Source organism: Pseudomonas sp. TH06 (assembly GCF_016651305.1).
In the GTDB taxonomy this organism is placed as follows: domain Bacteria; phylum Pseudomonadota; class Gammaproteobacteria; order Pseudomonadales; family Pseudomonadaceae; genus Aquipseudomonas.
Window position 1 is genome coordinate 266,202 of sequence record NZ_JAEKEC010000003.1, and the last position, 25,312, is coordinate 291,513.

The following is a 25,312-nucleotide window of genomic DNA, read 5'->3' on the forward strand; positions in this document are numbered from 1 at the left end:
AAGCCATGGCGATCAAACAACTGATAAAACGCACCAGTGGCTGGCTCTATCTCAACTCGTCCGTGGGCCGAAACCAGTTGCACGGCGCCGGAGTGATTTTGATGCTGCACCGGGTGCTGGCCAACGACCGCGCCGCCGATCTGCCGCACCGCAACGAACTCTGTGTGGGACCAAAGGCTTTCGAGCATTTGCTGGTGTGGCTGCGCCGGCATTTCGATTGCGTGCCGCTGATGGAGATCCTCCAGCCCAATTCGTTGCGCACCGAGCGCCCACGGGTGGCGCTGACGTTCGATGATGGCTGGCGCGACAACGCGGTCAATGCCTATCCGCTGCTGCAAAAGCATCAGGTGCCGGCGAGCATTTTTCTCTCCACCGATTTCATCGGCAGCCGTCAGCGCTTCTGGTGGGAAAGCCTCGGTGAAACCCTGTGGGGCAGCCACGGTGAAAAAGCGCGGATGCATTTGATCGAATGCCTGCATGCCCTGCATCATCCGCTGCCGGTACTGCTTGATGACATCGATGTCGACCGCCGCAGCCTGGCGCTGCTGCATTACCTGCAAGGCTTGAAGTCGATTGACCCGCAGGAACTTGAACGGCTGACCGATGAATGCCCGCAAGAGTCGCAACCGCAAGCGCTGGACTGGCATCAAGTGCGCGCACTGGAAGCTTCCGGGCTGGTGCGTTTCGGCCCGCACGGCGCCAGTCACGCGATCCTCACCGGTCTTGACGATGTGCGGCTGGACGAAGAGATCAGCCGCAGCCGCGATGCTCTGCACAACGGCTGCAACCGGCCGCTGCCGGTGTATTGCTACCCCAACGGCGACAACGATGAACGCGTGCGCCAACAGATCGCCAGCCATGACTATCCGTTTGCGCTGGGCACCGGCACCGGCATCTATCGCGGCGAAGGCGATCCGCTGAACCTGCCGCGTTTCGGCGTCAGCCAGCGCACCGCGCGCAATCCGGAACTGCTGTCGTGGCGGATCTTCCGCGGGGCGCGGCCATGAGCCGAGGCAGTTACCTCAAACATTTGGCGCTGAGCATGGGCACCAAACTGGCGATGATCGCCCTGCGTTTGCTGCGCAACGTATTGCTGGCGCGGATCCTCGGGCCAAGTGAGCGTGGTTTGTTTGCGCTGCTCAGCACGCTGCCGGATCTGATCAGCGCAGCGACCAGTGGCGGGTTGAATTCGGCGGTGGGTTATCAGGCGGCCAAGCAACGCCCCATGGGCCTGCTGCTCAGTCAGGTGTTGGTGTTCGGCTGTCTGCTCGCCGCGTTGCTGACCTTGCTGGTGGTGGCGTTGGTGCGCGAGTTTGGCGGTGAACTGGATGTGACCGTGCAACTCGGCCTGCTCGCGTGGTTGTTGTTGCTGGCCGTGCCGCTGACGGTTTTGAAAAGCGGTCTGCTGACCTTGCACAATGCGTCGGGCGGCGTGGTCGCGTTTAACGCCTTGCGTCTGGTCGAATCGCTGGCACCGCTGCTGCTGTTTCTCGGCTTGTTCTGGATGTGGAAAAGCGCCGCCCTCGAAGCGGCGTTGATCAGTTGGCTGGCCGGGATCAGTCTGGTGGTGCTGGTCGGTTGGGTCTGGCTCAAACGCGCACAACCGCTGCAACTGCAATGGGACCGCGCCAGCCAGAAAGAGCTGCTGCGCTACAGCGCCCGCAGCCATCCTGACCTGCTCTTTCAGCAGGTGATTCTGCGTTCGGATTATCTGTTCATTGGTGCCCTGCTCGGCAGCACCGCCCTCGGTCATTACGCCATGGCCAGTGCCGCCGCCGAACTGCTGCTGATCGTCCCGGAAGCGGTGACTACGCCGCTGATGAAACGCCTGCTTCAACAGGACGAAGGCATGGACAAAGTCACCCCGCTGGCGTTGCGCCTGACCGCGACCGTGATGCTCGGCGCTTGCCTGACCATGGCGGTGATCGGCGAATGGCTGATCGTCACCCTGTTCGGTGTGGCTTACCAACCGGCGTATCCGGCATTGCTGGCGTTGCTGCCGGGGCTGTTGGGCCTGTGCTACGCGAGCATTCTGCGCCTCGACTTGCTCGGCAAAAATCGCCCCGGCACGGTGTCGTTGCTGATGGGGCTGGGCGCCCTGCTCAATCTGGCGCTGAACCTGGTGCTGATTCCGGCCTACGGCATTGTTGGCGCGGCGGCGGCTTCGTCGATTGCCTATCTGGCGGTGACCGTGGCAATGCTGGTGCTTTACTGCCGTTTGAGCGGCGTGCCGTTCTGGCAAACACTGATCATCCTGCCCAGCGACATCACGCCGATGTGGCTGATGCTGCAACGCCGGAAAGCCGCATGAAAGGCCTGGCCCTGCTGCTCGGTCTCGGCCTGTCACTGGACGCGTTTGCCGCGTCGATGCGCTGGGGCGAGATCCGTGACGGCAGCCTGTTTCTGCAAACCGATCGCCCGGACACGCTGACCGTGCGCTGGACGCCAGCGTGGCAGGCGGATGCCAACGAAGAGCATCTGTATCTGCTCGACGGTCAAGGCAAATTGGCCGGTGAGCGTTCGATTGCCGCGAGCGAAGTGCGCGGCAGTCAGAGCTGGCCTTTGTTGCCGGGCGCAGCCAGTTATCGACTGGAGATTCCCGGCTACAGCTTCCGCAACTATCGCGTTGAACATGACGAGCACACGGTGGCGCTGTTCGCTCCGGCCAAGGTGCATTTCAGCGCGGATACCCGCAACGGCGACGAGTTGTATTTCAAAGTCGCACCGGGCGAACGTGCGGTGCTGGCCGGCAAGTTTCATGGCGGCGTCAGTGCGTTGCAGGCGCAGCGCGTTGAAGATGGGCAGATGCTCACGTTGGCGTTGAAACCCTATCGCGCCTATTGGCAGTTCGATCAGCTCGCACTGCCGGTCAGCGCCCAGGCACAAGTCTGGCGCCTGCGTTTGCAGGGCAGCGGCAAAGCCGCGTTCTGGCTCGACGGCACGGCCAATCTGTTTGCGCAGAATCCGCAGCAGCTCAAAGCGCTGCGCGAAGACGCCGGGCAGACCCGTTTGACCCTGCACGACAAGGTCCTTGGGCGCACGCCGGATCTGGGCATCGCCCTGCCCTACGAAATGCCGCCAGCGGACAGTTATGCCGCGCTCGATGCGCTGAAAACGACGGCGGCGAGTTATTACAGCTTCGTCGACGTCACGGCGAGAAACCCGCGTTTCGAAGACGCCTTCCGCCGGGTTTATCAGGATCGCTTCGGCATCAGTCAGGACATCACGCTGCTCGCCGGCAGTCAGCGTCAGGCCGATCTGCGCGCCGATGTGCAGAGCAACAGCGGCCTCGATGCGTGGCTCGCCAGTACCCGCAGACTGGCTGATAACAGCAGTGGCAACGGCACGCACTACATCGGTTTCGCCGACGAGCCGAACCTCAATTATTCGAGCTACGCGCAGTATCAGGCGATTTTCACCAGCATGGCTCGTCAGGTGCGCAGCGATCCGGCGAATGCCAAGGCTGGCGTGCGCATCGCCATGCCGGCCAGTTCACGGCTGGTCAACGGACCATTCGCCAACAATGCGGCGGACAAACGCGGCATCGACTGGGCGCGGCGTTTGCTGAGTGAATCGCCTGAGCAGATCGATGCCCTGGCCTGGCATGAATGGATGATCCGCGATCTGCTCGCCACCCGCGTCTATCGCGACAGCGTGCGCCGCGCCGCCGAACTGGTCGGCCTCGACGGCAACGGCCAGCCGCGCAAGGCGTTGCTGCTCGATCAGACCAATCTGTCCAGCGGCTCCAGCCTCAGCCCCTATGATCAGGAAACCCATTACGCCTCACTGTGGTGGGCATCGGTGGTGATCAACGCCTCGCAGGACGGCTTGCTGACCATGCTCAACTGGTTCCAGGCCGCCGATGAGCCGCAATACCCGAAAGGCATGTTGCGGGTACTCGGCGATGATCGTGTCGGGTTGAAACCGGTGGGCTTCGCCCAGCAATTCATCGCGCAGCACTGGCTGCATCAGGTGCTATGGCTGGAAAACGATGCGTTTGAAGTCGATGTGCTGGCGATGGCCGGCGACGATCAACGCGGCCTGCTCGGCGTCAACAAAGGCACGCGTTTGCAACGTGTCGATCTGAGCGGCGCCAAGTGCCCGCTGAAAAATGGCGCGCTGCGCTACTTCGGCGCCGACAATCGCAGTCGCGACGCGCCAGTGACCTGCCGCGACGGACGCGTCAGCTTCGATTTACCGGGGGAGACCCTGTTTGCACTGAGCTGGATCGCGTCATGAAACCAATTCCGAATCTCAGAAAATGTAAAGCGAACACAGATTTGTGGCGAGGGAGTTTTTGTGGCGAGGGGATTCATCCCCGATGGGCTGCGAAGCGGCCCCGCATTTACAGGCTAAAAGCGACGACTGCTGCGCAGCCGATCGGGGCGGTGCGACGTTTCGCTGAATCCCCTCGCCACAGAGCCCCTCGCCACAGTCATTCGCCTTGCCGGAACTCCGGAGCACGCACAATGGGCATCGTCAGCAAACTCAGCGAACACATCAAGCAAAAAGGCCTGCGCGCCACCCTCGCCAAAGCGTGGAAGCACTACGTTTTTTCCCATCAGGAATTGCTGTGGATGGAGCGCGACCTGGTCAGTCCGGTGCCGCCGCACAGCCTCAAACCTTACCCGCCGTTGCGGGTGGTGAAGATCACCGCGGACAACGCCAGCGCCTTCGCCCGCTACTTCGGCGACCGTGTCGGCACCATGGCGGAGCTGGCCAACGAGGGCCACACCGGGCACATGCACCTGGACGATCAGGGCGATGCCGTGGCGTTCATCTGGGGCAGCGCACGGGACTATTTCGACCGCCATTACTACGGCTGCATGTTCCCGGTGAAACCCGGCGAGTTCTTCGAATTCGGCGGTGAACTGACTCGTGCCTATTGGGGCACGGAGCTGTCGGTGGATCTGCAACTGGAACTGTGGAAAGCCATGGCCGCCCAAGGCTGCGACAAAGTCGTCGATGTCTGTGAGTTCCACAATATTCCGGCGCTCAAGCTGCACCTGCGCATGGGCTATACCGAACAGCAGCGGATCATGAACGTCTACACCCTGTTCAACCGCTGGCGCTTCTACCGCGAAACCCGCTACAGCGGTTCGCGTCTGGATGCATTGCGCAAACCTTCCCGTCCACCTGTAACAGCTACGGCGGCCTGAGCCTATGGTGACGCGATTCGAATGGCGCACTTCACTGTGCGCCGCCGATTTCCCGGCAACAGCGTATGAAGCGCTGCGCCTGCGGGTGACGGATCACACGCCGTTCAACAACCTCGGTTGGTTGTGCGCGGCCGAGCAGGCACTCGGTGAGGGTGAGCGTCTGCACACCCTGCTGGGTTGGGAGGCGGAGGAATTGCGTCTGTGCCTGCCGCTGGTGGCGAGTCGCGAACGCTTTTTCGGCGTGCCGTTTCGGGTGCTGCATCACTTGGGTTATCCGCTGGCGGATCGCTTGGCGCTGCTGTCCTTGCTCGACAGCGAAGACATGCACCAGGCCTTGCGGTTGATCCGCCAACGTCTGCCCCACGCGCTGCTGCAGCTCAATGAATTGTCCGAGCCTGCCGGTGAGGAAAGTGCGCTCACCGAATGGATGGCGCGCAGCTCCACCGCTGAGCGACGCCTGAGTTGTCGGGTGCCGGTGCATCTGATCAGCGAAGCAGATCATCAGGAAGTCTCCGGCGATCCACGCTACAAACTGCGCCGGGCGCGCAAACGGATTGCCGCGTGTGGCGCCGAGGTACGGCGGATCATTCCTGATGCGATCAGCATGGGGCCGTTGTTACAGGTGATCAGCGAAGTCGAGGCGGTGAGCTGGAAAGGTGACGAAGGCGTCGGCATTTTCGCCAGCGAACGCAGTCGGCGCCTGATCGAGCGCGCCTTCACCGCCCTCGCCGGCCAAGGCCTGGTGCGGGTGGTGACGCTGGAGCTGAACGGGCGTTGCATCAGCTATCGGCTCGGCCTGCTCGAACAGGGTCGCCTCTACGATTACAACCTCGCCTTCCTGCCGCAATACGCCGATCTGGGCAGCGGCCGGGTGTTGCTGGAAGAGTGGATTCGCTGGGGGCTGGACGAACACTGGCACTGGATCGACGCCTCGCGGGTCAGCCTGGAAAACTCCAGCCATCAACTGCATGAACGCATGACCGGGCAACTGGAGCACTGGCGCTGGAGTTTTTATTCCTGGCGCCCGAGCGGCCTCGTCCTCGGTCTGGGCTTGCGCCTGTGGCATCGACTCAAGCCGCGCGTGCAAGCCTGGCGGGCGCGGCGTGCCGAGCCTGCGAAACCCACCCTGAAAGCCGTCGCGATCACCACGGAGGGCGAACATGCCTCGCCAAGTCATAGTCAACGCTGACGATTTCGGCCTCAGCCCGAATGAAAACACGGTGATCTTCGCGGCGTTTCAGGCCGGAGTCATCAGTTCTGCCACCGCCATGGCCAACATGCCGGCGTTTGAAGCGGCGTGTGCCATGGCCCGGCACCCGGTGCTGGAAGGCCGGGTCGGATTGCACTTCAACCTGACTTACGGGCGCCCGTTAAGCCAGGCGATTCTGTTGCGCCGAACGTTCTGTGACAGCCATGGCGTGTTCGACCTCAACCTGCCACGCCACCGTCTGTGGCTCAGCCGGGAGGATCGCGACGCGGTGCGTGAAGAGTTGCAGGCGCAGTGGCAGCGTTGTGTCGATCATGGCGTGCGCCCGAGCCATATCGATTCGCATCAGCACGTGCATAACATCTGGCCGATCGGTGAAATCGTCGCCCGCTTCGCCGCGCATCAGGGTGTACCGATTCGCCTGGCGCGCAACCTTGGGCAAAACCTCAATCTGCCGAAACGCGTGTTCAAGGGTTTACTCAATTGGCGTTTGCAGGGTCTGGCCGGTGTCACCGCCGATTATGTGTGCACCCCGATCGACCTGCGCAACGACATCGCGCCGACCGACGGCGTGCTGGAAATCGTCGCTCATCCGACCCAACTTGGCGTCGACTTCGGTGACGCCTACCTCAACCCCGACGAATCCCTGAGCCGCGTGCTAGAGCAGCGGCTGGCGGGCGTTCAACGGGTTTCCTACGCCGAAGTGAACAAGGATTTTCTACGCGGTGCTGCGGCACTCGATTGACTTACATACCTTGCAATACTTTCGAAGATGGCACTTTGAAATGAATTTGCACGGGTGATCTATACCCACAAAAGCACCATCCACAACACCCGGGCTGCGGCCACGGAGGGCATCATGAGCGTCATCGAAAAACTACAAGAACGCATCCGTCACAAAGGCCTCGGTCGCACCTTCGGCACGTTGTGGAAACGCTACGTGTTCTTCCATTGGGAACTGCTGTGGATGGAGCGCGACCTGGTCAGCCCGGTGCCACCGCACAAGCTGCGTCCTTACGATGGCCTGCGCAGAGTCGACATCACGGCGGAGAATGCCGGGGCGTTCGGCAAGCATTTCGGTGATCGCGTGGACACCATGGCGGAGCTTGCCGCCGAGGGTCACACCGGACACATGTACCTCGACGCTGACGGCCACGCGGTGGCGTTTATCTGGGGCAGTATTCGCGACTACCACGACCGTCACTATTACGGCTGCAGGTTCCCGGTCAAACCCGGTGAGTTCTTCGAATTCGGCGGCGAAATGACCCGCGCCTATTTCGGCAGCAGCCTGTCGGTGGATGTGCAAGTCGCACTGTGGGAAGCCATGGCGGCACAGGGCTGCAACAAGGTGGTGGATGTCTGCGAGACCCACAATATTCCGGCGCTGAAACTGCACATTCGCATGGGCTATCACGAACAGGGGCGGGTCACTCACGTTTACTGCCTGTTCGGCCGCTGGAAGTTTTTCCGTGAAACGCGGTACGAGGGCTCACGGCTTGAGCCACTGCGTAAACCGGGACGGCCGGTGGTGAGTGCGGCGGCTCGGGCTTGAGTCAGATCTGAAATGTTTAGCGGCAGTGATGCCGTCATCGCGAGCAGGCTCACTCCTACAGGGGAATGCATTTCAAATGTAGGAGTGAGCCTGCTCGCGATGAGGCCGGTAGCCGCACCGATCAATCAAATCCTGGTGGCGACCAGGGTAAAGCACATCGGCATCTGCGCTTCCTGATTCAGATACCGGTCATACAACTCTTCCCGATTCGAATGCGGGTATTCCTTGAAATGCGCAATGTTCAGCCCCGCCGCAATCGCGCCGCTGAAGATCGCGCCGAGGTTGTGCACAAACCAGTACGACTTTGCTGCCTGCTGCTCGACCTTGCCGACATAGACAATCGGCTCTTCCTGCACGAAAGGCTCGGCGCGGAAATACGAACTGGCCAGGCGAAACGGATCGGCCGCATCAGGGTCGACCATTTCCAGAAACGGGTGGGTTTCGTAGATCACCAGTTTGCCGCCAGGTTTCAGCGTCGAGGCGACGTGGCGGAAAAACTCGCCGATATCGGGCATCCAGTTCAGTACACCGATAGTGATCAACGCCACGTCGAAGCGATTGTGCAGCGACGCCGGCAGGTGATGGATATCGGTTTCGATGAATTCGGCGTTGTGTGCTGAACGCTTGTTCAGCTCGCGCGCCTGCTCAAGAAACGCCACCGACTGATCGACACCGACCACCCCGCGCGCGCCGAGGGCGAACAGCGACAGACTTTCGCGACCGTTGTTGCAGCCCAACTGAATCACCTCTTTACCCTCAACCCCGACCTGCTCCAGCAAGCCGCGCAACGTGTCATCGAGGCAAGAAAAGTCTGCCTGCGCAACGTCGTTCAACAAGGCCTGCCAGTCAGGCGACTCCTGATGATGACGGGCGGAATCGTTCCACGCCTGTCGATTGCTCTCGATGGCGTTTTTATTGTTCGGCACTTCCATGGCGCACTCCGGGTACTGCTCGTGATTGAGCGGGCCCGAGTCTAGATGAGCCCGGCAATGCAGATTGTTGCAATCTTGTAAGCCACCCCCTGCGGCAACTCCTACAAATGAGAAAACTCTCGCCTACAAATACCGACGATTTTTCTAGATTTGATAGGAGACTTGGCTGACTGCTTATCTGTATCTATTTGGATACAGTCGGGTAATGAATTATCTTATTCGACAAACAGCGGTCTTCCAGGCTTGGCACCAATCGGTTCGAGACCTTCGAGCCAGGGTGGCCATCGCTCGACGCATTGATCGGGCCTCAAATGGGAATCTCGGCGATGTTAAATCAGTGGGTGATGGCGTATCTGAAATGCGCGTAGATGTGGGTGCGGGCTTTCGGGTGTATTTCACGATACGTGACGGTGCAGTCATCGTTCTATTGGCTGGAGGCGACAAATCTTCACAAAGCGCAGACATCCGACGCGCACAAAAAATGGCTAAGGAGGTTTAACCATGAGCCAGACGTTGACGAATTTCGACGTGGCAGCATTGCTGGACAGTGACGAAGCCATCAGCGAATACCTGTCTCAGGTTCTTGCAGATGGGGATAACGAAGAGTTTCTTCGCGCAATCGGCTATGTGCTCAAAGCGCGCGGAATGACGCAGATCGCCAAGAAATCAGGTATGGGTCGGGAAAGTCTGTACAAGGCGTTCGCGCCGGGTGCGAAACCGCGCTTCGACACGGTTTTGAGAGTCATGCATGCCCTCGGCATCGAACTGTGTGCACAGCCGGGGCATGCGATCACTCATCCAATTGTTTGAATCCATGGCAGCCAGGGTTAGCAGGCGCAGGCTTACAGATTTTTTTCTGCGTACAGCTTAGAGGGCGACATTGGTTTGATTCAGACGTTCGCGCAGGAATTCAACCAGTGCCTGCACCGGGCGCGACGCCTGGCGATGCTGCGGATACACCGCCGATAACGTCAGCGGCTCCGGACGAAGATCATCCAGCACCGGCACCAAGCGCCCGTCCTTCAGCGCCGCGCCGACGATGAACGTTGGCAGATAGGTAATCCCCATCCCCTGCACCGCTGCGTCCCTGAGCAATTCGCCGTTATTGACGCGCATGCGCCCGCTGACATTCACCAGCAACGGCTTGCCCTGTCCCGCATTGAACCGCCATTGCACCGAGCGCCCGTGGCCATAAGGCAGGCAGTCGTGGCTGAGCAGGTCCTCAGGCTTGAGCGGTGTACCGCGCTCGGCCAGATACGCGGGGCTTGCGCAGTACACCCGATCAATCGACGCGATGCGCCTGGCGATCAGCGTCGAGTCTTCCAGCACACCAATACGCAACGCCAGGTCATAGCCCTCGCCTAACAGGTCCACCGGCCGATCGCTCAAATCGACTTCCACCGTGACCTCACGATAACGCTGCAAGAACAGCGGCAGCAGGCAACCGAGATGCGCCACGGCAAACGACAGCGGCGCACTGATACGGATCGTCCCGCGTGGCTCGGCGGTCTGCCCGGCAATGCCCTGCTCGACCTGTTCCACCTCCACAAGCAAGCGTAACGCTGACTCGTAATAGCTCTGACCCAGCGGCGTGACGTCGAGGCGCCGGGTCGAGCGATTGAGCAAGCGCACGCCGAGCCGCTCTTCGAGTTGCATCAAGCGGCGGCTGACGAACTGCTTGGACAGACCCAGTTGATCGGCGGCGGCGGTGAAGCTGCCGGAGTCCATCACCTGGCAAAAAATACGCATGTCTTCGAACGGGTTCATTGTCACTCTCTGGTGGACAGTTAAACGCTTTATAGCCGCTTTTTCACTTCTCGGCAGCTCATTAATCTGTGCTCACGGTGTTGCTGAGGCCTGAAGCCCAGCGCCACAGCAGCCCGCAACCCAGGCAAACAAATCAAAAATATTCAAAAGGATTTCCACCATGAACCTCGTCAAGAAAACCCTGACCGCGTCCCTCCTCGCCCTGTCCATCGGCAACGCTTTCGCCGCCGAAGGTACGGGTGTCGAACACAACACCCAGGCCTTCCTCGATGCCCTCGCCGCCGGCGGTGGCAAACCTCTGGAGCAACTGAGCCCGAAAGACGCCCGTGCGGTACTGACCGGTGCTCAGGCGTCGGTGAAGGTTGACCTCTCCGGTGTGGAAGTCAGCGACAAGGCGATCACGGTGGACGGCCAGACGCTCAACCTGAAAGTGGTGCGTCCGGCCAAGGTCAAAGGCGAGTTGCCGGTGTTCATGTTCTTCCACGGTGGTGGCTGGGTGCTGGGTGATTATCCAACCCACCAGCGGCTGATTCGTGACCTGGTGGTGGGCTCCGGCGCTGTCGCGGTTTACGTCGATTACACGCCTTCGCCGGAAGCGCAGTACCCGACCGCAATCAATCAGGCATACGCCGCGACGAAATGGGTGGCCGAGCACGGCAAGGACATTGGCGTCGACGGCAAGCGCCTGGCGGTGGCCGGCAACAGCGTCGGTGGCAACATGGCCGCAGTCGTCGCGCTGATGGCCAAGGAACAGAAAGCTCCGGCCCTGCGCTTCCAACTGTTGATGTGGCCAGTGACCAACGCGCAGTTTGACGACGGCTCGTACCAGCAATTTGCCGAGGGCCACTTCCTCACCAAAGGCATGATGAAATGGTTCTGGGACAACTACACGACCAACCCGGCCGAGCGTGCGCAGATCCACGCTTCGCCACTCAATGCCAGCGCCGAACAGCTCAAAGGCTTGCCCGCCGCCCTGGTGCAGACCGCCGAATTCGACGTGTTGCGTGATGAAGGCGAAGGCTATGCGCGGCACCTCGATGCGGCGGGCGTGGCGGTGACCTCGGTGCGTTACAACGGGATGATTCATGACTTTGGTTTGCTTAATCCGCTGAGTCAGATCCCCGAGGTGAAAGCGGCGGTGCGTCAGGCGGCGGCTGAGCTGAAGACGCACTTGCAGCCTTGACGTTAAAAGATCGCAGCCTGCAGCGGCTCCCACATCGGACACGTGCAGGCGGCGATCTTTTCCATCGATCTTGTGGTGAGGGGATTTATCCCCGATGGGCTGAGCAGCAGTCCCCTGCTTCTTCTGGATAAGAGCGGGGTCGCTGCGCAACCCGTCGGGGCGGTGCGACGTTTCGCTAAATCCCCTCACCACAAAAAGTCCTTCATTACCAAGGCTCTTGCCAATCCGGAGCACATCATGTCCTTCCTTCTTGCTCACCTGCTGTCCTGGAGCGCTGCTCTGCTCTTGCTCGATGGTCTGCTCTGGCACTTCACGCCTTTTTCGCATCGTGCGCCGCGAGTGGGTGTGCGACTGGTGCTGTTTCTGGCGTTCAGCGCGTTGGTGATCAATGCCGGTGTCAGCCCGTTGCAGGCGCCGCTGTTTGCCAATGACCCGGTCGGGCAACTCGGCGCGACGGCGTTGGGCATTCTCTGGTGGCTGTACGCCGCGCGTGTACTCACCGAAGTCATCGGTCTGATCCTGATGCGCCGCATCGGCCACAGCGGGCGTTTGCTGCAGGACGTGATTGGTGCGCTGGTGTTTTTGGCGGCCATCGTTGCGGCTGCCGGTTATGTGCTGGAGTTGCCGGTCAAAGGTTTGCTCGCGACCTCCGGGGTGGTCGCCATCGTCGTCGGTCTGGCGCTGCAAAGCACCCTCGCCGACGTATTTTCCGGGATCGTCCTCAACACCACCAAGCCGTATCAAGTGGACGACTTCGTAGTGATCGACGGCGTCGAAGGCAAAGTCCTCGACATCGACTGGCGCGCCACGCATCTGCTGACCAGCGCCGGCACTATGGCCGTGGTGCCGAACTCGGTGGCGGCCAAGGCGAAGATCGTCAACCTCAGCCGGCCGAGCAACATGCACGGCGTGTCGATCAGCATCCAGGTCCCGAACCACATTCGCCCGCGCCGAGTGCTCGATGCCCTCGACCGTACGCTGCAAGGCAGCAGCAGTCTGCTGCTGACCCCAGCACCCAAAGCCGTGTTGAAAGAGGCTGGCGAAACCATGTCGGAATACGTCGCCAGCGGCTTCATCGCCGAGTTGAGCAAGAAAGGCGAAGTGCGCAATCAACTGTTCGACCTCGCCCACCGTCATCTCGAAGCGGCCGGGATTTCGCGGCATCCGGACGGCGTGATCGAGCCGTCGACCCGCGCCCGCGCATTGCTGGATGAGGTGAAAATCTTCCGTTCGCTGAGCCCCGAGGAACGGGATCGTCTGGCTGAATCGATGGTCGCGCAGCAGTACGCGGCGGGCCAGGTGGTGCTGGGTCTGGATGACGTGCCGGAAAGTCTTTTTGTGATCGCCACGGGCGTGGTCAGTGCGACCGTGCCGGACGGTGAAGGGCAGACCGAGGCCGGGCGTATGGGGCCAAGTGAAGTCATGGGCGAGCAGAGTATTCTCGCGGATACGCCGTCGCAGGCTACGTTCACGGCGCTGACGTCTTCGATCATTTATCGACTCGACAAGGGGCTGACGCGCCAGTGCATGGAGCAGCGCAGTGAGGTCGGTCGGGCATTGAATAAGTTGCAGGCGGTAAGGCAGCAGAACAGTCATCTGGCGTTGCTGGCGAAAACCGCGCCGTCGCGCAAAGGCGGATTTCTTGGTTGGCTGCAAAAACGCTGACCCGCAAGAAAGGCAAACACCAAATCCTGTGGCGAGGGAGCTTGCTCCCGCTGGGCTGCGCAGCGGCGCCAGTATCTCGTGAGCGCTGCGCACTCAAGCGGGACGGTGCGGCGATCCGACAAGCTCCCTCGCCACAGGAAATCAGGCAGCACATAAAAATGCCCGCAATCAAGCGGGCACTTTTAGTTCAGCAGTTACTTGGCCGTGAACTTGGTGTAGCTGTTGATCAGGTTGCGGTAGTTCGGCAGACGTTCCGACAGCAGGTGCGCCAGACCTTCCATGTCGTTGCGCCAGTCACCCTGCAGCTCGCACGCCACCGAGAACCAGTTCAACAGGTGTGCACCGGCCGCCGACATCCGCGCCCACGCCGCTTGTTGCACGGTGGTGTTGAAGGTGCCGGACGAGTCGGTCACCACAAACACTTCGTAGCCTTCAGCGATGGCCGACAAGGTCGGGAACGCCACACACACGTCAGTCACCACACCGGCGATGATCAGTTGCTTGCGTCCGGTGGCCTTGATCGCTTTGACGAAATCTTCGTTGTCCCAGGCATTGATCTGGCCTGGACGCTGGATGAATGGTGCGTCCGGGAATTGCTCGCGCAGTTCAGGCACGATCGGGCCGTTGGGACCGGCGTCGAAACTGGTGGTCAGAATGGTCGGCAGTTTGAAGAACTTGGCGATGTCACCCAGTGCCAGCACGTTGTTCTTGAACTCGTTCGGCGTGAAGTCCTGCACCAGCGAGATCAGACCGGTCTGGTGGTCGACCAGCAGCACAACCGCATCATCTTTGTTCAGACGCTTGTAAGGAACGCTCATGGGGAAACTCCTGGTTGGATGGATGTGATGTCAAGCGCCGTGCCGAGTGACCGGCGCTTTTGGGGAAATCAGAAAGCGAAGCAGGAACAGCCGAACGCGCCCCAGAAACCGGCGAAATCACTGACCGGCGCGTTCGACAACCGCGCTTTTTCATGGCTGTGCGAGTGCACCGCGCAGGCGCCGACGCATTGGTGAACCTGCGCCTGCAATGGCGAATTCGGCCGCCAGTGGCCCGGGACTTTCACCACTGGCGACCAGTCCGGCAGCACCGGCACGCTGGCCGGGCCGAGGTCCGCGAAGTCGCCGGCGGCGTAGACGATCTTGCCGCCGACCACGGTCAGCACTGACTCGATCCACTTGATCGCTTCTTCTTCGACGTGGAAGAAATCCGCGCTCAGCGCCGCCAGATCCGCCAGTTGCCCGACCTTGATCTGGCCTTTCTTGCCCTGCTCCGAGGAGAACCACGCGCTGCCGTGAGTGAACAATTCCAGCGCAGTGGTGCGCGGCAAACCTTCTTCGTACAACGCCAGGCCACCGACGGTGCGGCCGCTGACCATCCAGTACAGCGACGTCCACGGGTTGTAGCTGGAAACCCGCGTCGCATCGGTACCCGCGCCGACCGGCACGCCTTCGGCGAGCATGCGTTTGATCGGCGGTGTCGCTTCGGCGGCCTGCTTGCCGTAACGGTCGACAAAGTATTCGCCCTGGAACGCCATGCGATCCTGAATCGCGATGCCGCCGCCCAGTGCTTTCACCCGTTCGATGTTCTGCGGAGTGATGGTTTCAGCGTGGTCGAAGAACCACGGCAGACCGTTGAACGGAATGTCGCGATTGACCTTCTCGAACACGTCGAGTATGCGGCTGATCGATTCGTTGTAAGTGGCGTGCAAACGGAACGGCCAGCGCTGCTCGACGAGGTGCCGCACCACCGGCTCCAGCTCGGCTTCCATGGTTTGCGGCAGGTCCGGGCGCGGTTCGAGGAAATCTTCGAAATCCGCCGCCGAGAACACCAGCATCTCGCCGGCGCCGTTGTGGCGCAGGTAGTCGTCGCCCTGATGCAACTTGACGCTGCCGGTCCAGTTCTGGAAATCGGTCAGCTCTTCCTTGGGTTTCTGGGTGAACAGGTTGTAGGCGATGCGCACGGTCAACTGGTCGTCCTTGGCCAGTTGTTCGATCACCTGATAATCGTCGGGGTAGTTCTGGAAACCGCCGCCGGCATCGATCGCACTGGTCAGGCCGAGGCGGTTGAGTTCGCGCATGAACTGGCGGGTCGAGTTGACCTGATACTCCAGCGGCAGCTTCGGTCCCTTGGCCAGCGTCGAATAGAGAATCATCGCGTTGGGTTTGGCCACCAGCATGCCGGTCGGGTTGCCATTGGCGTCACGGACGATCTCGCCGCCCGGCGGGTTCGGCGTGTCACGGGTGTAACCGGCCACGCGCAACGCGGCACGGTTGAGCAGCGCACGGTCGTACAGGTGTAGGACGAACACCGGGGTGTCCGGTGCAGCCTGGTTGAGTTCTTCGAGGGTCGGCATGCGTTTTTCGGCGAACTGGAATTCGTTCCAGCCGCCGACCACACGCACCCATTGCGGGGTCGGCGTGCGGTCGGCCTGATCCTTGAGCATGCGCAGCGCATCGGCCAGCGACGGCACGCCTTCCCAGCGCAGTTCGAGGTTGTAGTTCAGACCGCCACGGATCAGGTGCAAGTGCGAGTCGTTGAGGCCGGGGATAACGCAGCGACCGTGCATGTCGATCACTTGTGAGGCCGGGCCGCGCAGGGCCATGGCCTGGGTATCGTTGCCGACGACCACGAAGCGGCCGTCCTTGATTGCCACGGCGCTGGCCAGAGGCTTGGTGCGGTCGACGGTATGAAATTGACCATTGAAGAGAATCAGATCGGCGCTCATCGCAGTTCCTTCGAGAAAAAAATGAATGGGATTCAGCGTGACGGGTGTTCTGTGGGTTCGACGTGGGTATGCGCCTGACTGGCTTCCAGCCACGGCGCGAACAGACGGGTCACGCGGGGCATAAACACGTACACCACCGACAGCACGATGGTCAGGGTGATCAGGAACGTCGCAACCACGTAGTTGGAAAGCAGCGGGTGCAGCTTGAGCAGCGGCCCCCAGATCAGCGGCACCAGCAAGGTATGCGGCAGAATCACCAGCAGGGTGATCACCGCCTGTTTCCAGCGCGGCGGCGGCGAAGCGGCATCGGCCAGCGGTGCAAACCAGAATTCGTTGATCGGCGCGACCTCGGTCTGATCGCCATCGGCGAGCATCGGCGTGGCTTCATCGACCAGCGCCTGACGCTGCGGCGACTCCAGCCACAACTGCATCGCCTCGGTCGAACAAAAGCGCAGCACGCAGGTATAAGCATCGAGCCCGGCGAGCTTGCCGCGCACGACGTCCACGCCCAGATGCCCTTCGCGCTGCCCCGCCACCCGCACAATATTGCGCAGCCAGGCTTCATAGGCGGTTTCGAATCCAGCCTTGACCCGATGTTTGACGATCAGCGTCACGGTCTCATCGGACCCCGGTGCTTTTGGACTCAGGACTTCAGGCATAACGCAGCACTCCGGGCAAACGGACATTGAGCGCCAGACGTCCCGGCCCGGCGATAAACACAGTGGCAAACAGGATCAACAGCAACCAGCCGAACTGCCCCTCGGCCACACTCCATTGCGGATGCACAACCAACAGCGCCACCAGCAGCACAAACAGAATAGGCAAGCACGCCAATCTCACCAGTAAGCCGGCGACGATCAGTAGCGGACAGAGGACTTCGGCGAAGATCGCCAGACACAAGGTCAGGTGGGCGCCGAGGTGGAAAGGATCTTCGATCAGCGCCAATTGCACGGTGAAATCGAGCAACTTCGGCAAGCCGTGCACCCACAGCAGAAACAATCCGCCGCTGACCCGCAGAAACAGCAAACCGACGTCGCGCGCCCGTTCATCGTTTTGTATGGCGTTCATGACCCCACCCTTGAAATGTCATTGGCCTGAATCATGCCAATGATGGGTGGGGGGAAATTGCACGGATGTGCTCAGTTGCGACGGCGGTTACACGATGACGCTAGCGGCAGGTGTGGGGTTCAAGGCAACGCCCGAATGGTGTATTCACGGGTTTGAAAAACCACCGCAGTATTAACATTCGCAACCTGATCCAGATTGACCCTGAAACGAATGATCAATTTGCTGCCATCTTTCAGCTGCCGCAGATAATTGGCCGAAATAAGGGGGCTGTAACTGCCGTTCGTAACCCAGGCACGATGCACCATGTTAGTCGTGCCCACCCACATTGTGAGATTGTGCGTTCCAGTGTCTCTCTGCCCTTCCAGAGAAAGCCAGAGACGCTGGTTCGCTGAAATGTGCGGCCAGACACCAAACAACAGGTTGCCGCCGGACTGAACGTCCTTCAGATCCAGAATGTCGGACCCGTTGGCTTGAGTGATCACGGGGGCATCGAGTTGCTCTAATGCAATGGGCAGCACGTTGAGAGGCAGCGGTAACGAAGTCACCGGTTCGGAGATTCCCCGCGTATAGGTGAAGGCCACCTCCATATTCTTCCCGATGCTGAAGGCCACCAGCGGTACCGGCAATGTAATTTTTCTCGGGCGCGTGGTGCCGGCAGCCACCGGCGTGGTGGTATGAGACCCCGCAGCGGGTGTACCTGCGGCGGCGGTTACTGTCACGCTCAGCAGATCGCTGGGCTGCATGTCGTAATCCAGCACGGCCGTCAGGGACCTTGTCGCCTGCAGTGGATCAAGATTGGCGTTATCAGGAGCCTCCTCGATCGAGAGCTGCCGACCTTCAGTCGGGTTAACGGTGATGGTCCAGGGATCGGACACCTCATCATCGCCATACATGGCCTGGGCTGTGAACGTGTGCGGACCGACAACCAATCCGGACAAGGGGAACTGCCAGATACCGGCCTCGGCACGAACCGTTCCTCTGGAGTCAGGCCCGTCAAACACCACTAATTGCTCGCCCGCCATCGCCGTACCGCTGATCGTTACGCTGGTGGCGAGGGTAGCTTGCCCATCGGGGATCTCTTGTAGCTCAGGGTCTCTGACCGAGCGGATTTCAGGTTTGAGCGGAGTGGGCGTTGCGCCGGTCCTGACAATGTAGTGGCGAAGCGCAAAGTCGGTTGCATCGGTTTCAACCAGGCTGCCGTCGAGCGATGCGCCGAACTCAATGGTCAAAACGCTGCGATCCTTCAGTCCCTGCAGAGGACCGGCCGGGAAGTCTTGTGCGAAAAAGCCGAAGCGGAAAAAATCCATACCAACCTGACTACCCGGCGCACTCCAGTATTGTTGATCAAACACGCTACCATCGGCGTTCGTCCCCTTAAACCGGGCCCAGAAAAATTGCCGTTGGTCGATCAGAGGCCATGCATTGATTCTCAAGATAAACTGCTGCAGATCCCGCACGAACAGATCCAGACCCTCACCCTCCTTTTCAGCCGATTCGATAGTCGGCCTGGGCAAATCACCTTGTGCCACTGGCAACACGTACAAAATCAAAGGCTGGGAAGTCACCGCAGGTGCGTTACCGCGAATGATGTCGTAGGTCAACGTGACTGTCTTGCCTTGATTGATGGCTGCCAATGAAGGTGCCAGTCGCAGTTCCACCGGGCGCTTGTCGCCCACTTCGACAAAACCTGTGACGTGTGAACCTTCGGCGGGTGTGCCCGATGCGCCCTGCCATTTGACACTGATTTTGTCCGTGGACTCGAGGACAGCGTCCGAGGCGATCGTCAGCGAATACTTGACCAGCACTGGATCGAGAAGGGTGTAAGTCGGGCTTTCCAGAACATAGGGTCGGGGCAAGTCATCAATGGTTATCTTGACGGAGGTGCTGCTCATCATTCGCTCCTGTGCGTGGTTGACGTTGCCCCGGAGGACATTGGCTCATCACACACCGGATCGGTCACTTGCGCTACTGTCAGAAATTACAGGTGACGGCGTATTCCGGACGAACGGCAACAGTTGACCAGACGCCATGGCACAGACGTTACCTGTGTTCGATTTCCAGCGTCGCCGACATGAACTGACTGATCCGCGACCGCAACCACTTCTCCGCAGGGTCGTTGTCGTGCACCCCGCTCCAGGCCATCGACAACTGCGCTGCTTCGATCGGGAACGGCGGATCTTCCGCACGCAACGCACAGCCTTCAACCAGTGCGCACGCGGCGTAGTCCGGGACGGTGGCGATCATTTCCGTGCCGGCAAGCAAGGCGCGCAAACCGCTGAACTGCGGCACGCCGAGAACCACGCGGCGCTGGCGGCCCAGCTTCGCCAGGTCCAGATCGATGTTGCCGCTCAAGTCGCCGGAGAACGACACCATTGCGTGCGGGCGTTCGCAGTATTCGTCCAGTGTCAGCGGACCCGGGCGGTCATCGCCGCGCAAGACCTTGCAAGGAATGTCGCGCAGTTTCTTGCGTTTGGCGTTGGCGGGCAGATCGGTGGTGTAGCTGACACCGACGGAGATTTCCCCGGACGCCAGCAGCGCCGGCATCAACAGGAAATTGGCACGGCGCACCACCACGACAATCCCCGGCGCCTCTTGTTGAAGCTTGCGCAGCAACGGCGGAAACAGGCCGAACTCGGCATCGTCCGAGAGGCCGATGCGGAACACCTCGCAACTGCTCGCCGGTTCGAACTCCTTGGCACGACTGACCGCCCCGGAAATGACGTCCATGGCCGGTTGCAGTTCCTTGAGAATTGCCAGAGCGCGGGCGGTGGGTTCCATGCCGCGACCGTTGCGCAGCAGCAACGGGTCATCGAACAGATCCCGCAGGCGGCCGAGCGCCGCACTCACGGCGGGTTGGCCCATGAACAATTTTTCGGCGACGCGGGTCAGGTTCTTTTCGAACATCAACGCTTCGAAAATCACCAGCAGGTTCATGTCGACGCGACGCAGATCGTTACGGTTCATCGGCTCGATTTCCTTCTATGGCCAGCCACACGCAAGTGCTACGCACTTTACCCGATCAACGGGCCGGCAAACCCCGCACCAGAGCGAAATTAACAACGATTAACTCGTCAGCCACGGCGTCGTCTCCAACAATGAATCCCTCCGCGCAGCGTTGTTTTTTGATCTGAGGGAAAGCGCCGACCGTGCCTTCCCCACCGACACGGACATTGGCCATGGCTCATTTGCAACCTATCCTCGCCCTCGCCCCTGCCAGCGAACCGCGCAAAAGCGGGATCGGTGGCCTCAGCCCGCAACGCGTTCGCCAAGTGAAACAACTGATCCTCGACCGTCTGGACGAAAGCCTTGAAGTCAGCGAACTGGCCCGCGCCTGCTCGCTGTCGCGCAGCCACTTTTCCCGGGCCTTCAAGTGCAGCACCGGGCTGTCGCCGCAGGACTGGATCCGCAGCCAACGTATCGCCCGCGCCAAGCTTCTGATTCAGCACACCGACCTGAGCCTGACGCAAATCAGCCTGGAATGCGGCTTCTGCGATCAGGCGCATTTCTGCCACATGTTCACCCGCAGCGAAGGCATCAATCCGTTTGCCTGGCGCTGCCAAGTCATGCGTGAACACAAAAGCCACCACTCAACGTCCAGCGCGTTTTGAACTCAACGCCTGCGCCACCCGTTGCACTGACGCCAAAACCTGAGGATTATGCCCGGACATCCCGGAATAGAAGGCCTGCGCGTGCGCCCGGCCCTGCTCCGACCTGTCCGCCGCAGCACCGCAGGAGTGAGCTGTTGAGTCTTCCGCCGAATCAGGCCCTCGGTTTTGGTCCCTACCGGATTCATCCGGGGCAACGTCTGCTGCTCGAAGGTGATCAGCCGATGCGCCTGAGTCGGCGGGCGATGGACATTCTCCTGACGTTGCTGGCCCATGCCGGCGAAGTCGTCAGCAAGCAGCAGTTGATGGCCGAAGTCTGGCCGGACAGCGTCGTCGAAGACATCAACCTGCGGGTGCACATGGCCGCACTGCGCAAGGCCCTCGGCGACGGGCAGGCCGGCCAGCGCTACATCATTACGGTGGCACAACGCGGCTACAGCTTTGTCGCGCCGATTCTGCTGGAATCCATCGAGCAGCGGCCCGCAGGCAGTATCGCCGGGCGGCACAACCTGCCACTGCGACGCACGCGGATGATCGGGCGCCTGGCGCTGGTCGACCACCTGATGACACAATTGCCACGCCAGCGCTGTATCACCCTGGTCGGCCCCGGCGGCATCGGCAAGACCACCGTGGCCTTGCGTGTCGCCGAACAGTTGATCGGGCACTACCGCGATGGTATCCGGCTGGTGGATCTGGCGCCGCTCAACGACCCTCGACTGATTGCCTCGCACCTCGCCGCCCTGCTCGACCTGTCGTTGCTCGACGGCGATCCGCTGGCGTGTCTGGTCAAAGGCTTGCGCCAACGGCAGATGCTGCTGGTGATCGACAATTGCGAACACCTGATCGATGCCGTCGCGATGCTCAGCGAAAGCATTCTGCGTGCAGCACCGAAGGTGCACATTCTCGCCACCAGCCGCGAGAGCCTGCGGGCCGAAGGCGAATTCGTGCAACGTCTGGAATCCCTTGAATGCCCGCCGCTGTTGGTCGAACTGGATCGCACGCAGGCGCTGGGTTTTTCAGCGCTGCAACTGTTCGTCGAACGGGCCTTGGCCGCGCAGGAAAGCTTTGAATTAAGCGACGCCCAACTGCCCCAGGCGATTGAAATCTGCCAGCGTCTGGACGGTATTCCCCTGGCTTTGGAACTGGCGGCGGCGCAAGTCGTCGAGTTGGGGCTGGATGGCTTGCTGAGCCAGTTGCAGGGCCGCTTGCCGCCGCTGGCGGTGGGAAACCAGAACAGCGCTGAGCGCCATCTCACCTTGCGCGCCACGCTGGACTGGAGTTTCAACCTGCTCGACCGTTGTGAGCAGACCTGCCTGCGCCGACTCGGCATATTTCGCGGCGGTTTTACCTTGGAGTCGGCCGCAGCCGTCATCATCGGTCAGCAGATCGACCCGGGCATGGTGCTCGCCTCGATCACGCAACTGGTGGCCAAATCCCTGCTCAGTGTCGAGGTCGGTGATGAGGAGGTGTTCTATCGCCTGCTCGACACGACCCGCCGCTATGCTCTGGAAAAACTCGACCTTGCGTGTGAACTCGACGAGACCCGACAACGCCACGCCGAAAGCTGCCTGAGCCTGATGCATCAGGCACAGGCCCGTTGGGAAAACACGTCGACTTCGCTGTGGATCGATCGCTACGCACGCGGTCTGGAAGATTTGCGTGCCGCGCTGGACTGGAGCCTCAACGATGGCGGGCGGAAGGATCTGGCGATTCAACTGACCGCAGCTTCGGCACCGTTATGGCAAGAGTTGTCGCTGCTCAAGGAATACGGCGCTTACGTGCGTCAGGCACTGAATCTGCTGGATGGCCCCCATGAAGCCAGCCCACAGCTGAAAATAGCGTTGAAACTGGCCCTCGGCAGCGCCTGCTACCACACCTGGGGCGGCACTCCCGAAACCATCAAGGCTTTCGTCGACGCCCGCCAACTGGCGCAGGCACACGGCGATGTCGCCGGGCAATTGCGGGCGATATCCGGACACCTGGCGGTCAACCTCAGTTGCGGGAACTACCGGATGGCGCTGGAGCAAAGCGAGCAATTCGACCGTCTCGGCCTGCACGGCGACCCGCTGCTGTCGCTGAGCACCCACCGCTTGCGGGTGCTGGCCCTGCATTACGCCGGCGACCAGCCACAGGCGCGCACGCATGCCGAGCAGGTGATCGAACGCATGGCCCACAGCGGTCACCTCAACCGGTTTACCCACGGTTTTGGCGTGCAGTACGACCAGAGCGTCGCCTCGCTGACCGTGCTTGCCCGGGTTCTGTGGCTGCAAGGGTTTCCCGAGCAAGCGTGGCGCACGGCGCGACAGGCACTGGACATCGCCGTGCAGATCAACCACGGCACGTCCATCTGCTACACTCTGGCGTTGGCCAGTTGCCTGATCGCCCATTACAACGGTGACCGGCAGAACGCACGGGCGCTCCTGCATCTGTTGCTTGAACAATCGCAGAAGCACTCGGTGCTGCTGTTTTACACCTGGGCCCGGCACTACGCGCAGGTGATCGACGCCGACAGCGCCACGTCGATGTCGGCAGATGGCAGCGGGTTGATTCGGGAAATCATGGTGACGCTGGATGAGCGGTTTGTGGATGCTGATTTGCTCAAGCGCGCGCAGGCGGGTGATGCGGGGTGGAGCACGGCGGAGATCTTGCGGGCACGGGCGAATGTATTGTTGATTGGGGATTCGGCCCGCCCAGACAACACCCATATTCAGGAAGCAGAAGCCATTCTCCAACAAGCCCTGTCCATCGCCCGGTCCCAGGGCGCCTTGGCCTGGGAACTGCGCAGCGCCACCTCGCTGGCCCGGCTCTGGCAACAGCAATCGCGCCGTCGCGAAGCCGTGGATCTGCTGACCCCGATCTATCAACGCTTCACCGAGGGCTACGCCACCCCGGACTTGCGCAACGTGCGCGAGCTACTCGACGAGTTGCGCGACCCCTTGCGCGCCTGACGCCTGGCGCATACGGCTGAGGTAACGCGCATGTCGACGCTCAAGATCAATCCCTTCGCCACTGCGCTCGAGTTGCTCACGGGCGTAACGCCGAGTGGTATTGAGCAGGCGGTATCTGCATCCATCTGCACCCTGCTCCACCGTCAGCAGCGACTTGCAGGCCAGGCGATCGATCACCGCCGCCAGCGTTGACGAGGCCAGTTGCGTGCAACTGATCACGCCCAGCGCCGCCTCCAGGGTAAACGCCATTTTGAATACCGATAACCGCTGCAGCGCTCGCTGCTCCTGTTCGCTCAAGCGCAGATAGCTCCAGTCGAGTGCGGCCTGCATGGATTGATGGCGCGGCACCGCCGTGCGCCTGCCGTGGCTGAGCAGTTGCAAACCGTTATTCATTTGCGCCTGCAAGCCGACCAGGCCGAGGGCATCGATCTGCGCCGCTGCCAGTTCGATCGCCAGCGGCAAACCATCGAGTTGACGACAAATCTCGCGCACGCTTGGCAAGTCTTGTTCACGCAGAACGAAATCATGCTGTCGCGACCGGGCGCGGCTGACGAACAACTGCACCGCCGAATAGCCCATGGCTTGCGCGATGCAATTGACCGCCGGATTTTTCGGCATGGCCAGCGGTGGCACGGGCTGCAGGGTTTCCAGAGTGACCTGCAGGGCTTCGCGGCTGGTGGCGAGAATGGCCAGCCGCGGCGCGGCGTCCAACAGCGTTGCAACCAGTGCTTTGCAGGCATCGCGCCGATGTTCGCAATTGTCCAGAACGAGCAACGCATGACGAACGCACAGTGTGGAGAAATCGCAATCAAAGACGCGCAGCAGGTGTTCAAGCAAAGGAGTTTCTTCATCGACCTGCGCCAGATCGACCCACCACCCCCCCTCACGAAAATGTTCCAGCAACAACTCCGCCACGCGCAGGGCCACAGTGGTTTTACCGACTCCCGGCGGACCTGTGACGGTCATCAGGCGACACAGCGGCATGCGTCGGACCATGCCGCCCACCAGCGAATCACGACCGGTCACCGGCGTCAGTCGCGCGGGCAAATTGTGCTGGGGAGCCTGCAAGCGCTCGAAGACCCATTGCGCCTCGCTGTCGTAATGCACCGGGGCGATAAAGCTATAACCGCACTGCGGCACATTGACGATATAACGCTGACCGTTTTCACCATCGCCCAGTGCCCGGCGCAACGCCGCAATGTGTACACGCAGGTTGATCTCTTCGACCACCGACGTCGGCCAGACAAGGGCTATCAATTGCTCCTTCCTGACCACTCGCCCGGCGTGTTCGACCAGTATCTGCAGAATGTCCAGCGCCCGACCGCCCATGCGTAACTGCCGATCCCCGTCGAGGATCAGCCGCTGGCGCAAATGAAACGCGTAAGGGCCAAAACGCAGCACTGCCGCCGAGTTCATATCGTTGAGGTTGTTCATGCCAACTATCTTGGCAGCCTCAGGTGACGGCACAACCTGCACAGGGGGCGCAGCACGGACATCCGGG

Annotated in this window: 22 protein-coding genes; 13 read left to right on the forward strand and 9 right to left on the reverse strand. The window is 61.0% G+C overall.

Annotation, left to right across the window (positions count from 1 at the left end):
* Positions 1-5 precede the first annotated feature (5 nt).
* From JFT86_RS26030 to JFT86_RS26060, 7 genes are all read left to right on the forward strand, one after another.
* A complete protein-coding gene (locus JFT86_RS26030; RefSeq protein ID WP_201239002.1) occupies positions 6-1,007 on the forward strand; it encodes a polysaccharide deacetylase family protein in 1,002 nt (333 codons plus the stop codon).
* Entirely contained in the window at positions 1,004-2,311 is a 1,308-nt protein-coding gene (locus tag JFT86_RS26035; RefSeq protein ID WP_201239003.1) for an oligosaccharide flippase family protein, read from the forward strand. The genes JFT86_RS26030 and JFT86_RS26035 overlap by 4 nt, the downstream gene beginning before the upstream one ends.
* Positions 2,308-4,239, forward strand: a complete 1,932-nt coding sequence (locus JFT86_RS26040; protein WP_201239004.1) for a hypothetical protein — start codon at positions 2,308-2,310, stop codon at positions 4,237-4,239. Before JFT86_RS26035 ends, JFT86_RS26040 begins: the two co-directional genes overlap by 4 nt.
* A gap of 230 nt (positions 4,240-4,469) precedes the next feature.
* Positions 4,470-5,159 (forward strand): N-acetyltransferase, encoded by a 690-nt coding sequence (locus JFT86_RS26045; RefSeq protein ID WP_201239005.1) that lies wholly within the window; start codon positions 4,470-4,472, stop codon positions 5,157-5,159.
* A 4-nt stretch (positions 5,160-5,163) separates the two neighbouring features.
* Positions 5,164-6,348 (forward strand): GNAT family N-acetyltransferase, encoded by a 1,185-nt coding sequence (locus JFT86_RS26050; RefSeq protein ID WP_201239006.1) that lies wholly within the window; start codon positions 5,164-5,166, stop codon positions 6,346-6,348.
* The gene (locus JFT86_RS26055) at positions 6,320-7,111 is read left to right on the forward strand and encodes a ChbG/HpnK family deacetylase (protein WP_201239007.1); all 792 of its coding nucleotides are present in this window, start codon (positions 6,320-6,322) and stop codon (positions 7,109-7,111) included. The genes JFT86_RS26050 and JFT86_RS26055 overlap by 29 nt, the downstream gene beginning before the upstream one ends.
* A gap of 114 nt (positions 7,112-7,225) precedes the next feature.
* On the forward strand, positions 7,226-7,918 hold the full coding sequence (locus tag JFT86_RS26060; RefSeq protein WP_201239008.1) for an N-acetyltransferase: 693 nt from the start codon (positions 7,226-7,228) through the stop codon (positions 7,916-7,918).
* Between the two features lie 125 nt (positions 7,919-8,043).
* Here JFT86_RS26060 and JFT86_RS26065 read toward each other — a convergent pair whose 3' ends face one another.
* Complete coding sequence (locus tag JFT86_RS26065; RefSeq protein WP_201239009.1) at positions 8,044-8,850, reverse strand: class I SAM-dependent methyltransferase; 807 nt, start codon at positions 8,848-8,850, stop codon at positions 8,044-8,046.
* Positions 8,851-9,055: 205 nt separating this feature from the next.
* Here JFT86_RS26065 and JFT86_RS26070 point away from each other — a divergent pair, with 205 nt between their 5' ends.
* Both JFT86_RS26070 and JFT86_RS26075 read left to right on the forward strand, forming a co-directional pair.
* On the forward strand, positions 9,056-9,349 hold the full coding sequence (locus JFT86_RS26070) for a type II toxin-antitoxin system RelE/ParE family toxin (RefSeq protein WP_201239010.1): 294 nt from the start codon (positions 9,056-9,058) through the stop codon (positions 9,347-9,349).
* A 2-nt stretch (positions 9,350-9,351) separates the two neighbouring features.
* Entirely contained in the window at positions 9,352-9,660 is a 309-nt protein-coding gene (locus JFT86_RS26075; protein ID WP_201239011.1) for an addiction module antidote protein, read from the forward strand.
* A 57-nt stretch (positions 9,661-9,717) separates the two neighbouring features.
* Here JFT86_RS26075 and JFT86_RS26080 read toward each other — a convergent pair whose 3' ends face one another.
* Positions 9,718-10,617: a LysR family transcriptional regulator gene (locus JFT86_RS26080; RefSeq protein ID WP_201239012.1), complete on the reverse strand. Its 900-nt coding sequence runs from the start codon at positions 10,615-10,617 to the stop codon at positions 9,718-9,720.
* Positions 10,618-10,777: 160 nt separating this feature from the next.
* Between JFT86_RS26080 and JFT86_RS26085 the strand changes: the two genes are divergently transcribed.
* Both JFT86_RS26085 and JFT86_RS26090 read left to right on the forward strand, forming a co-directional pair.
* Positions 10,778-11,800: an alpha/beta hydrolase gene (locus tag JFT86_RS26085; RefSeq protein WP_201239013.1), complete on the forward strand. Its 1,023-nt coding sequence runs from the start codon at positions 10,778-10,780 to the stop codon at positions 11,798-11,800.
* 237 nt (positions 11,801-12,037) lie between these two features.
* Positions 12,038-13,465, forward strand: a complete 1,428-nt coding sequence (locus tag JFT86_RS26090) for a mechanosensitive ion channel family protein (RefSeq protein ID WP_201239014.1) — start codon at positions 12,038-12,040, stop codon at positions 13,463-13,465.
* Positions 13,466-13,659: 194 nt separating this feature from the next.
* Here JFT86_RS26090 and ycaC read toward each other — a convergent pair whose 3' ends face one another.
* The 6 genes from ycaC to JFT86_RS26120 all read right to left on the reverse strand — a co-directional run bounded on the left by ycaC (position 13,660) and on the right by JFT86_RS26120 (position 20,222).
* Positions 13,660-14,283: an isochorismate family cysteine hydrolase YcaC gene (ycaC, locus tag JFT86_RS26095; protein WP_003226320.1), complete on the reverse strand. Its 624-nt coding sequence runs from the start codon at positions 14,281-14,283 to the stop codon at positions 13,660-13,662.
* Positions 14,284-14,351: 68 nt separating this feature from the next.
* Entirely contained in the window at positions 14,352-16,190 is a 1,839-nt protein-coding gene (locus JFT86_RS26100; protein WP_201239015.1) for an amidohydrolase, read from the reverse strand.
* A 32-nt stretch (positions 16,191-16,222) separates the two neighbouring features.
* Positions 16,223-16,849: an antibiotic biosynthesis monooxygenase gene (locus JFT86_RS26105; protein ID WP_201239016.1), complete on the reverse strand. Its 627-nt coding sequence runs from the start codon at positions 16,847-16,849 to the stop codon at positions 16,223-16,225.
* Positions 16,842-17,258 (reverse strand): DoxX family protein, encoded by a 417-nt coding sequence (locus tag JFT86_RS26110; RefSeq protein WP_201239017.1) that lies wholly within the window; start codon positions 17,256-17,258, stop codon positions 16,842-16,844. The genes JFT86_RS26105 and JFT86_RS26110 overlap by 8 nt, the downstream gene beginning before the upstream one ends.
* 119 nt (positions 17,259-17,377) lie before the next feature.
* Positions 17,378-19,150, reverse strand: coding sequence for a hypothetical protein (locus tag JFT86_RS26115; protein ID WP_201239018.1), 1,773 nt, complete (start codon positions 19,148-19,150; stop codon positions 17,378-17,380).
* A 148-nt stretch (positions 19,151-19,298) separates the two neighbouring features.
* Complete coding sequence (locus tag JFT86_RS26120; RefSeq protein WP_201239019.1) at positions 19,299-20,222, reverse strand: LysR family transcriptional regulator; 924 nt, start codon at positions 20,220-20,222, stop codon at positions 19,299-19,301.
* 212 nt (positions 20,223-20,434) lie between these two features.
* On the opposite strand from JFT86_RS26120, the gene JFT86_RS26125 reads away from it, so the two are divergent.
* Both JFT86_RS26125 and JFT86_RS26130 read left to right on the forward strand, forming a co-directional pair.
* Positions 20,435-20,866 (forward strand): AraC family transcriptional regulator, encoded by a 432-nt coding sequence (locus JFT86_RS26125; protein WP_201239020.1) that lies wholly within the window; start codon positions 20,435-20,437, stop codon positions 20,864-20,866.
* A gap of 134 nt (positions 20,867-21,000) precedes the next feature.
* Entirely contained in the window at positions 21,001-23,811 is a 2,811-nt protein-coding gene (locus JFT86_RS26130; protein WP_201239021.1) for a winged helix-turn-helix domain-containing protein, read from the forward strand.
* Here JFT86_RS26130 and JFT86_RS26135 read toward each other — a convergent pair.
* Positions 23,776-25,245, reverse strand: a complete 1,470-nt coding sequence (locus JFT86_RS26135) for a winged helix-turn-helix domain-containing protein (protein ID WP_201239022.1) — start codon at positions 25,243-25,245, stop codon at positions 23,776-23,778. The two genes, JFT86_RS26130 and JFT86_RS26135, sit on opposite strands and share 36 nt — an antisense overlap.
* Between the last annotated feature and the right edge of the window lie 67 nt (positions 25,246-25,312).

Coding starts and splice junctions, on each gene's coding strand:
- JFT86_RS26115 (WP_201239018.1), bottom strand. CDS start 19,150: ATGAGCAGCACCTCCGTCAAGATAACCATTGATGACTTGCCCCGACCC.
- JFT86_RS26065 (WP_201239009.1), bottom strand. CDS start 8,850: ATGGAAGTGCCGAACAATAAAAACGCCATCGAGAGCAATCGACAGGCG.
- JFT86_RS26080 (WP_201239012.1), bottom strand. CDS start 10,617: ATGAACCCGTTCGAAGACATGCGTATTTTTTGCCAGGTGATGGACTCC.
- JFT86_RS26070 (WP_201239010.1), top strand. CDS start 9,056: ATGAATTATCTTATTCGACAAACAGCGGTCTTCCAGGCTTGGCACCAA.
- JFT86_RS26040 (WP_201239004.1), top strand. CDS start 2,308: ATGAAAGGCCTGGCCCTGCTGCTCGGTCTCGGCCTGTCACTGGACGCG.
- JFT86_RS26110 (WP_201239017.1), bottom strand. CDS start 17,258: ATGAACGCCATACAAAACGATGAACGGGCGCGCGACGTCGGTTTGCTG.
- JFT86_RS26105 (WP_201239016.1), bottom strand. CDS start 16,849: ATGCCTGAAGTCCTGAGTCCAAAAGCACCGGGGTCCGATGAGACCGTG.
- ycaC (WP_003226320.1), bottom strand. CDS start 14,283: ATGAGCGTTCCTTACAAGCGTCTGAACAAAGATGATGCGGTTGTGCTG.
- JFT86_RS26135 (WP_201239022.1), bottom strand. CDS start 25,245: ATGAACAACCTCAACGATATGAACTCGGCGGCAGTGCTGCGTTTTGGC.
- JFT86_RS26100 (WP_201239015.1), bottom strand. CDS start 16,190: ATGAGCGCCGATCTGATTCTCTTCAATGGTCAATTTCATACCGTCGAC.
- JFT86_RS26120 (WP_201239019.1), bottom strand. CDS start 20,222: ATGAACCGTAACGATCTGCGTCGCGTCGACATGAACCTGCTGGTGATT.
- JFT86_RS26055 (WP_201239007.1), top strand. CDS start 6,320: ATGCCTCGCCAAGTCATAGTCAACGCTGACGATTTCGGCCTCAGCCCG.
- JFT86_RS26125 (WP_201239020.1), top strand. CDS start 20,435: ATGGCTCATTTGCAACCTATCCTCGCCCTCGCCCCTGCCAGCGAACCG.
- JFT86_RS26030 (WP_201239002.1), top strand. CDS start 6: ATGGCGATCAAACAACTGATAAAACGCACCAGTGGCTGGCTCTATCTC.
- JFT86_RS26075 (WP_201239011.1), top strand. CDS start 9,352: ATGAGCCAGACGTTGACGAATTTCGACGTGGCAGCATTGCTGGACAGT.
- JFT86_RS26050 (WP_201239006.1), top strand. CDS start 5,164: ATGGTGACGCGATTCGAATGGCGCACTTCACTGTGCGCCGCCGATTTC.
- JFT86_RS26045 (WP_201239005.1), top strand. CDS start 4,470: ATGGGCATCGTCAGCAAACTCAGCGAACACATCAAGCAAAAAGGCCTG.
- JFT86_RS26085 (WP_201239013.1), top strand. CDS start 10,778: ATGAACCTCGTCAAGAAAACCCTGACCGCGTCCCTCCTCGCCCTGTCC.
- JFT86_RS26060 (WP_201239008.1), top strand. CDS start 7,226: ATGAGCGTCATCGAAAAACTACAAGAACGCATCCGTCACAAAGGCCTC.
- JFT86_RS26035 (WP_201239003.1), top strand. CDS start 1,004: ATGAGCCGAGGCAGTTACCTCAAACATTTGGCGCTGAGCATGGGCACC.
- JFT86_RS26090 (WP_201239014.1), top strand. CDS start 12,038: ATGTCCTTCCTTCTTGCTCACCTGCTGTCCTGGAGCGCTGCTCTGCTC.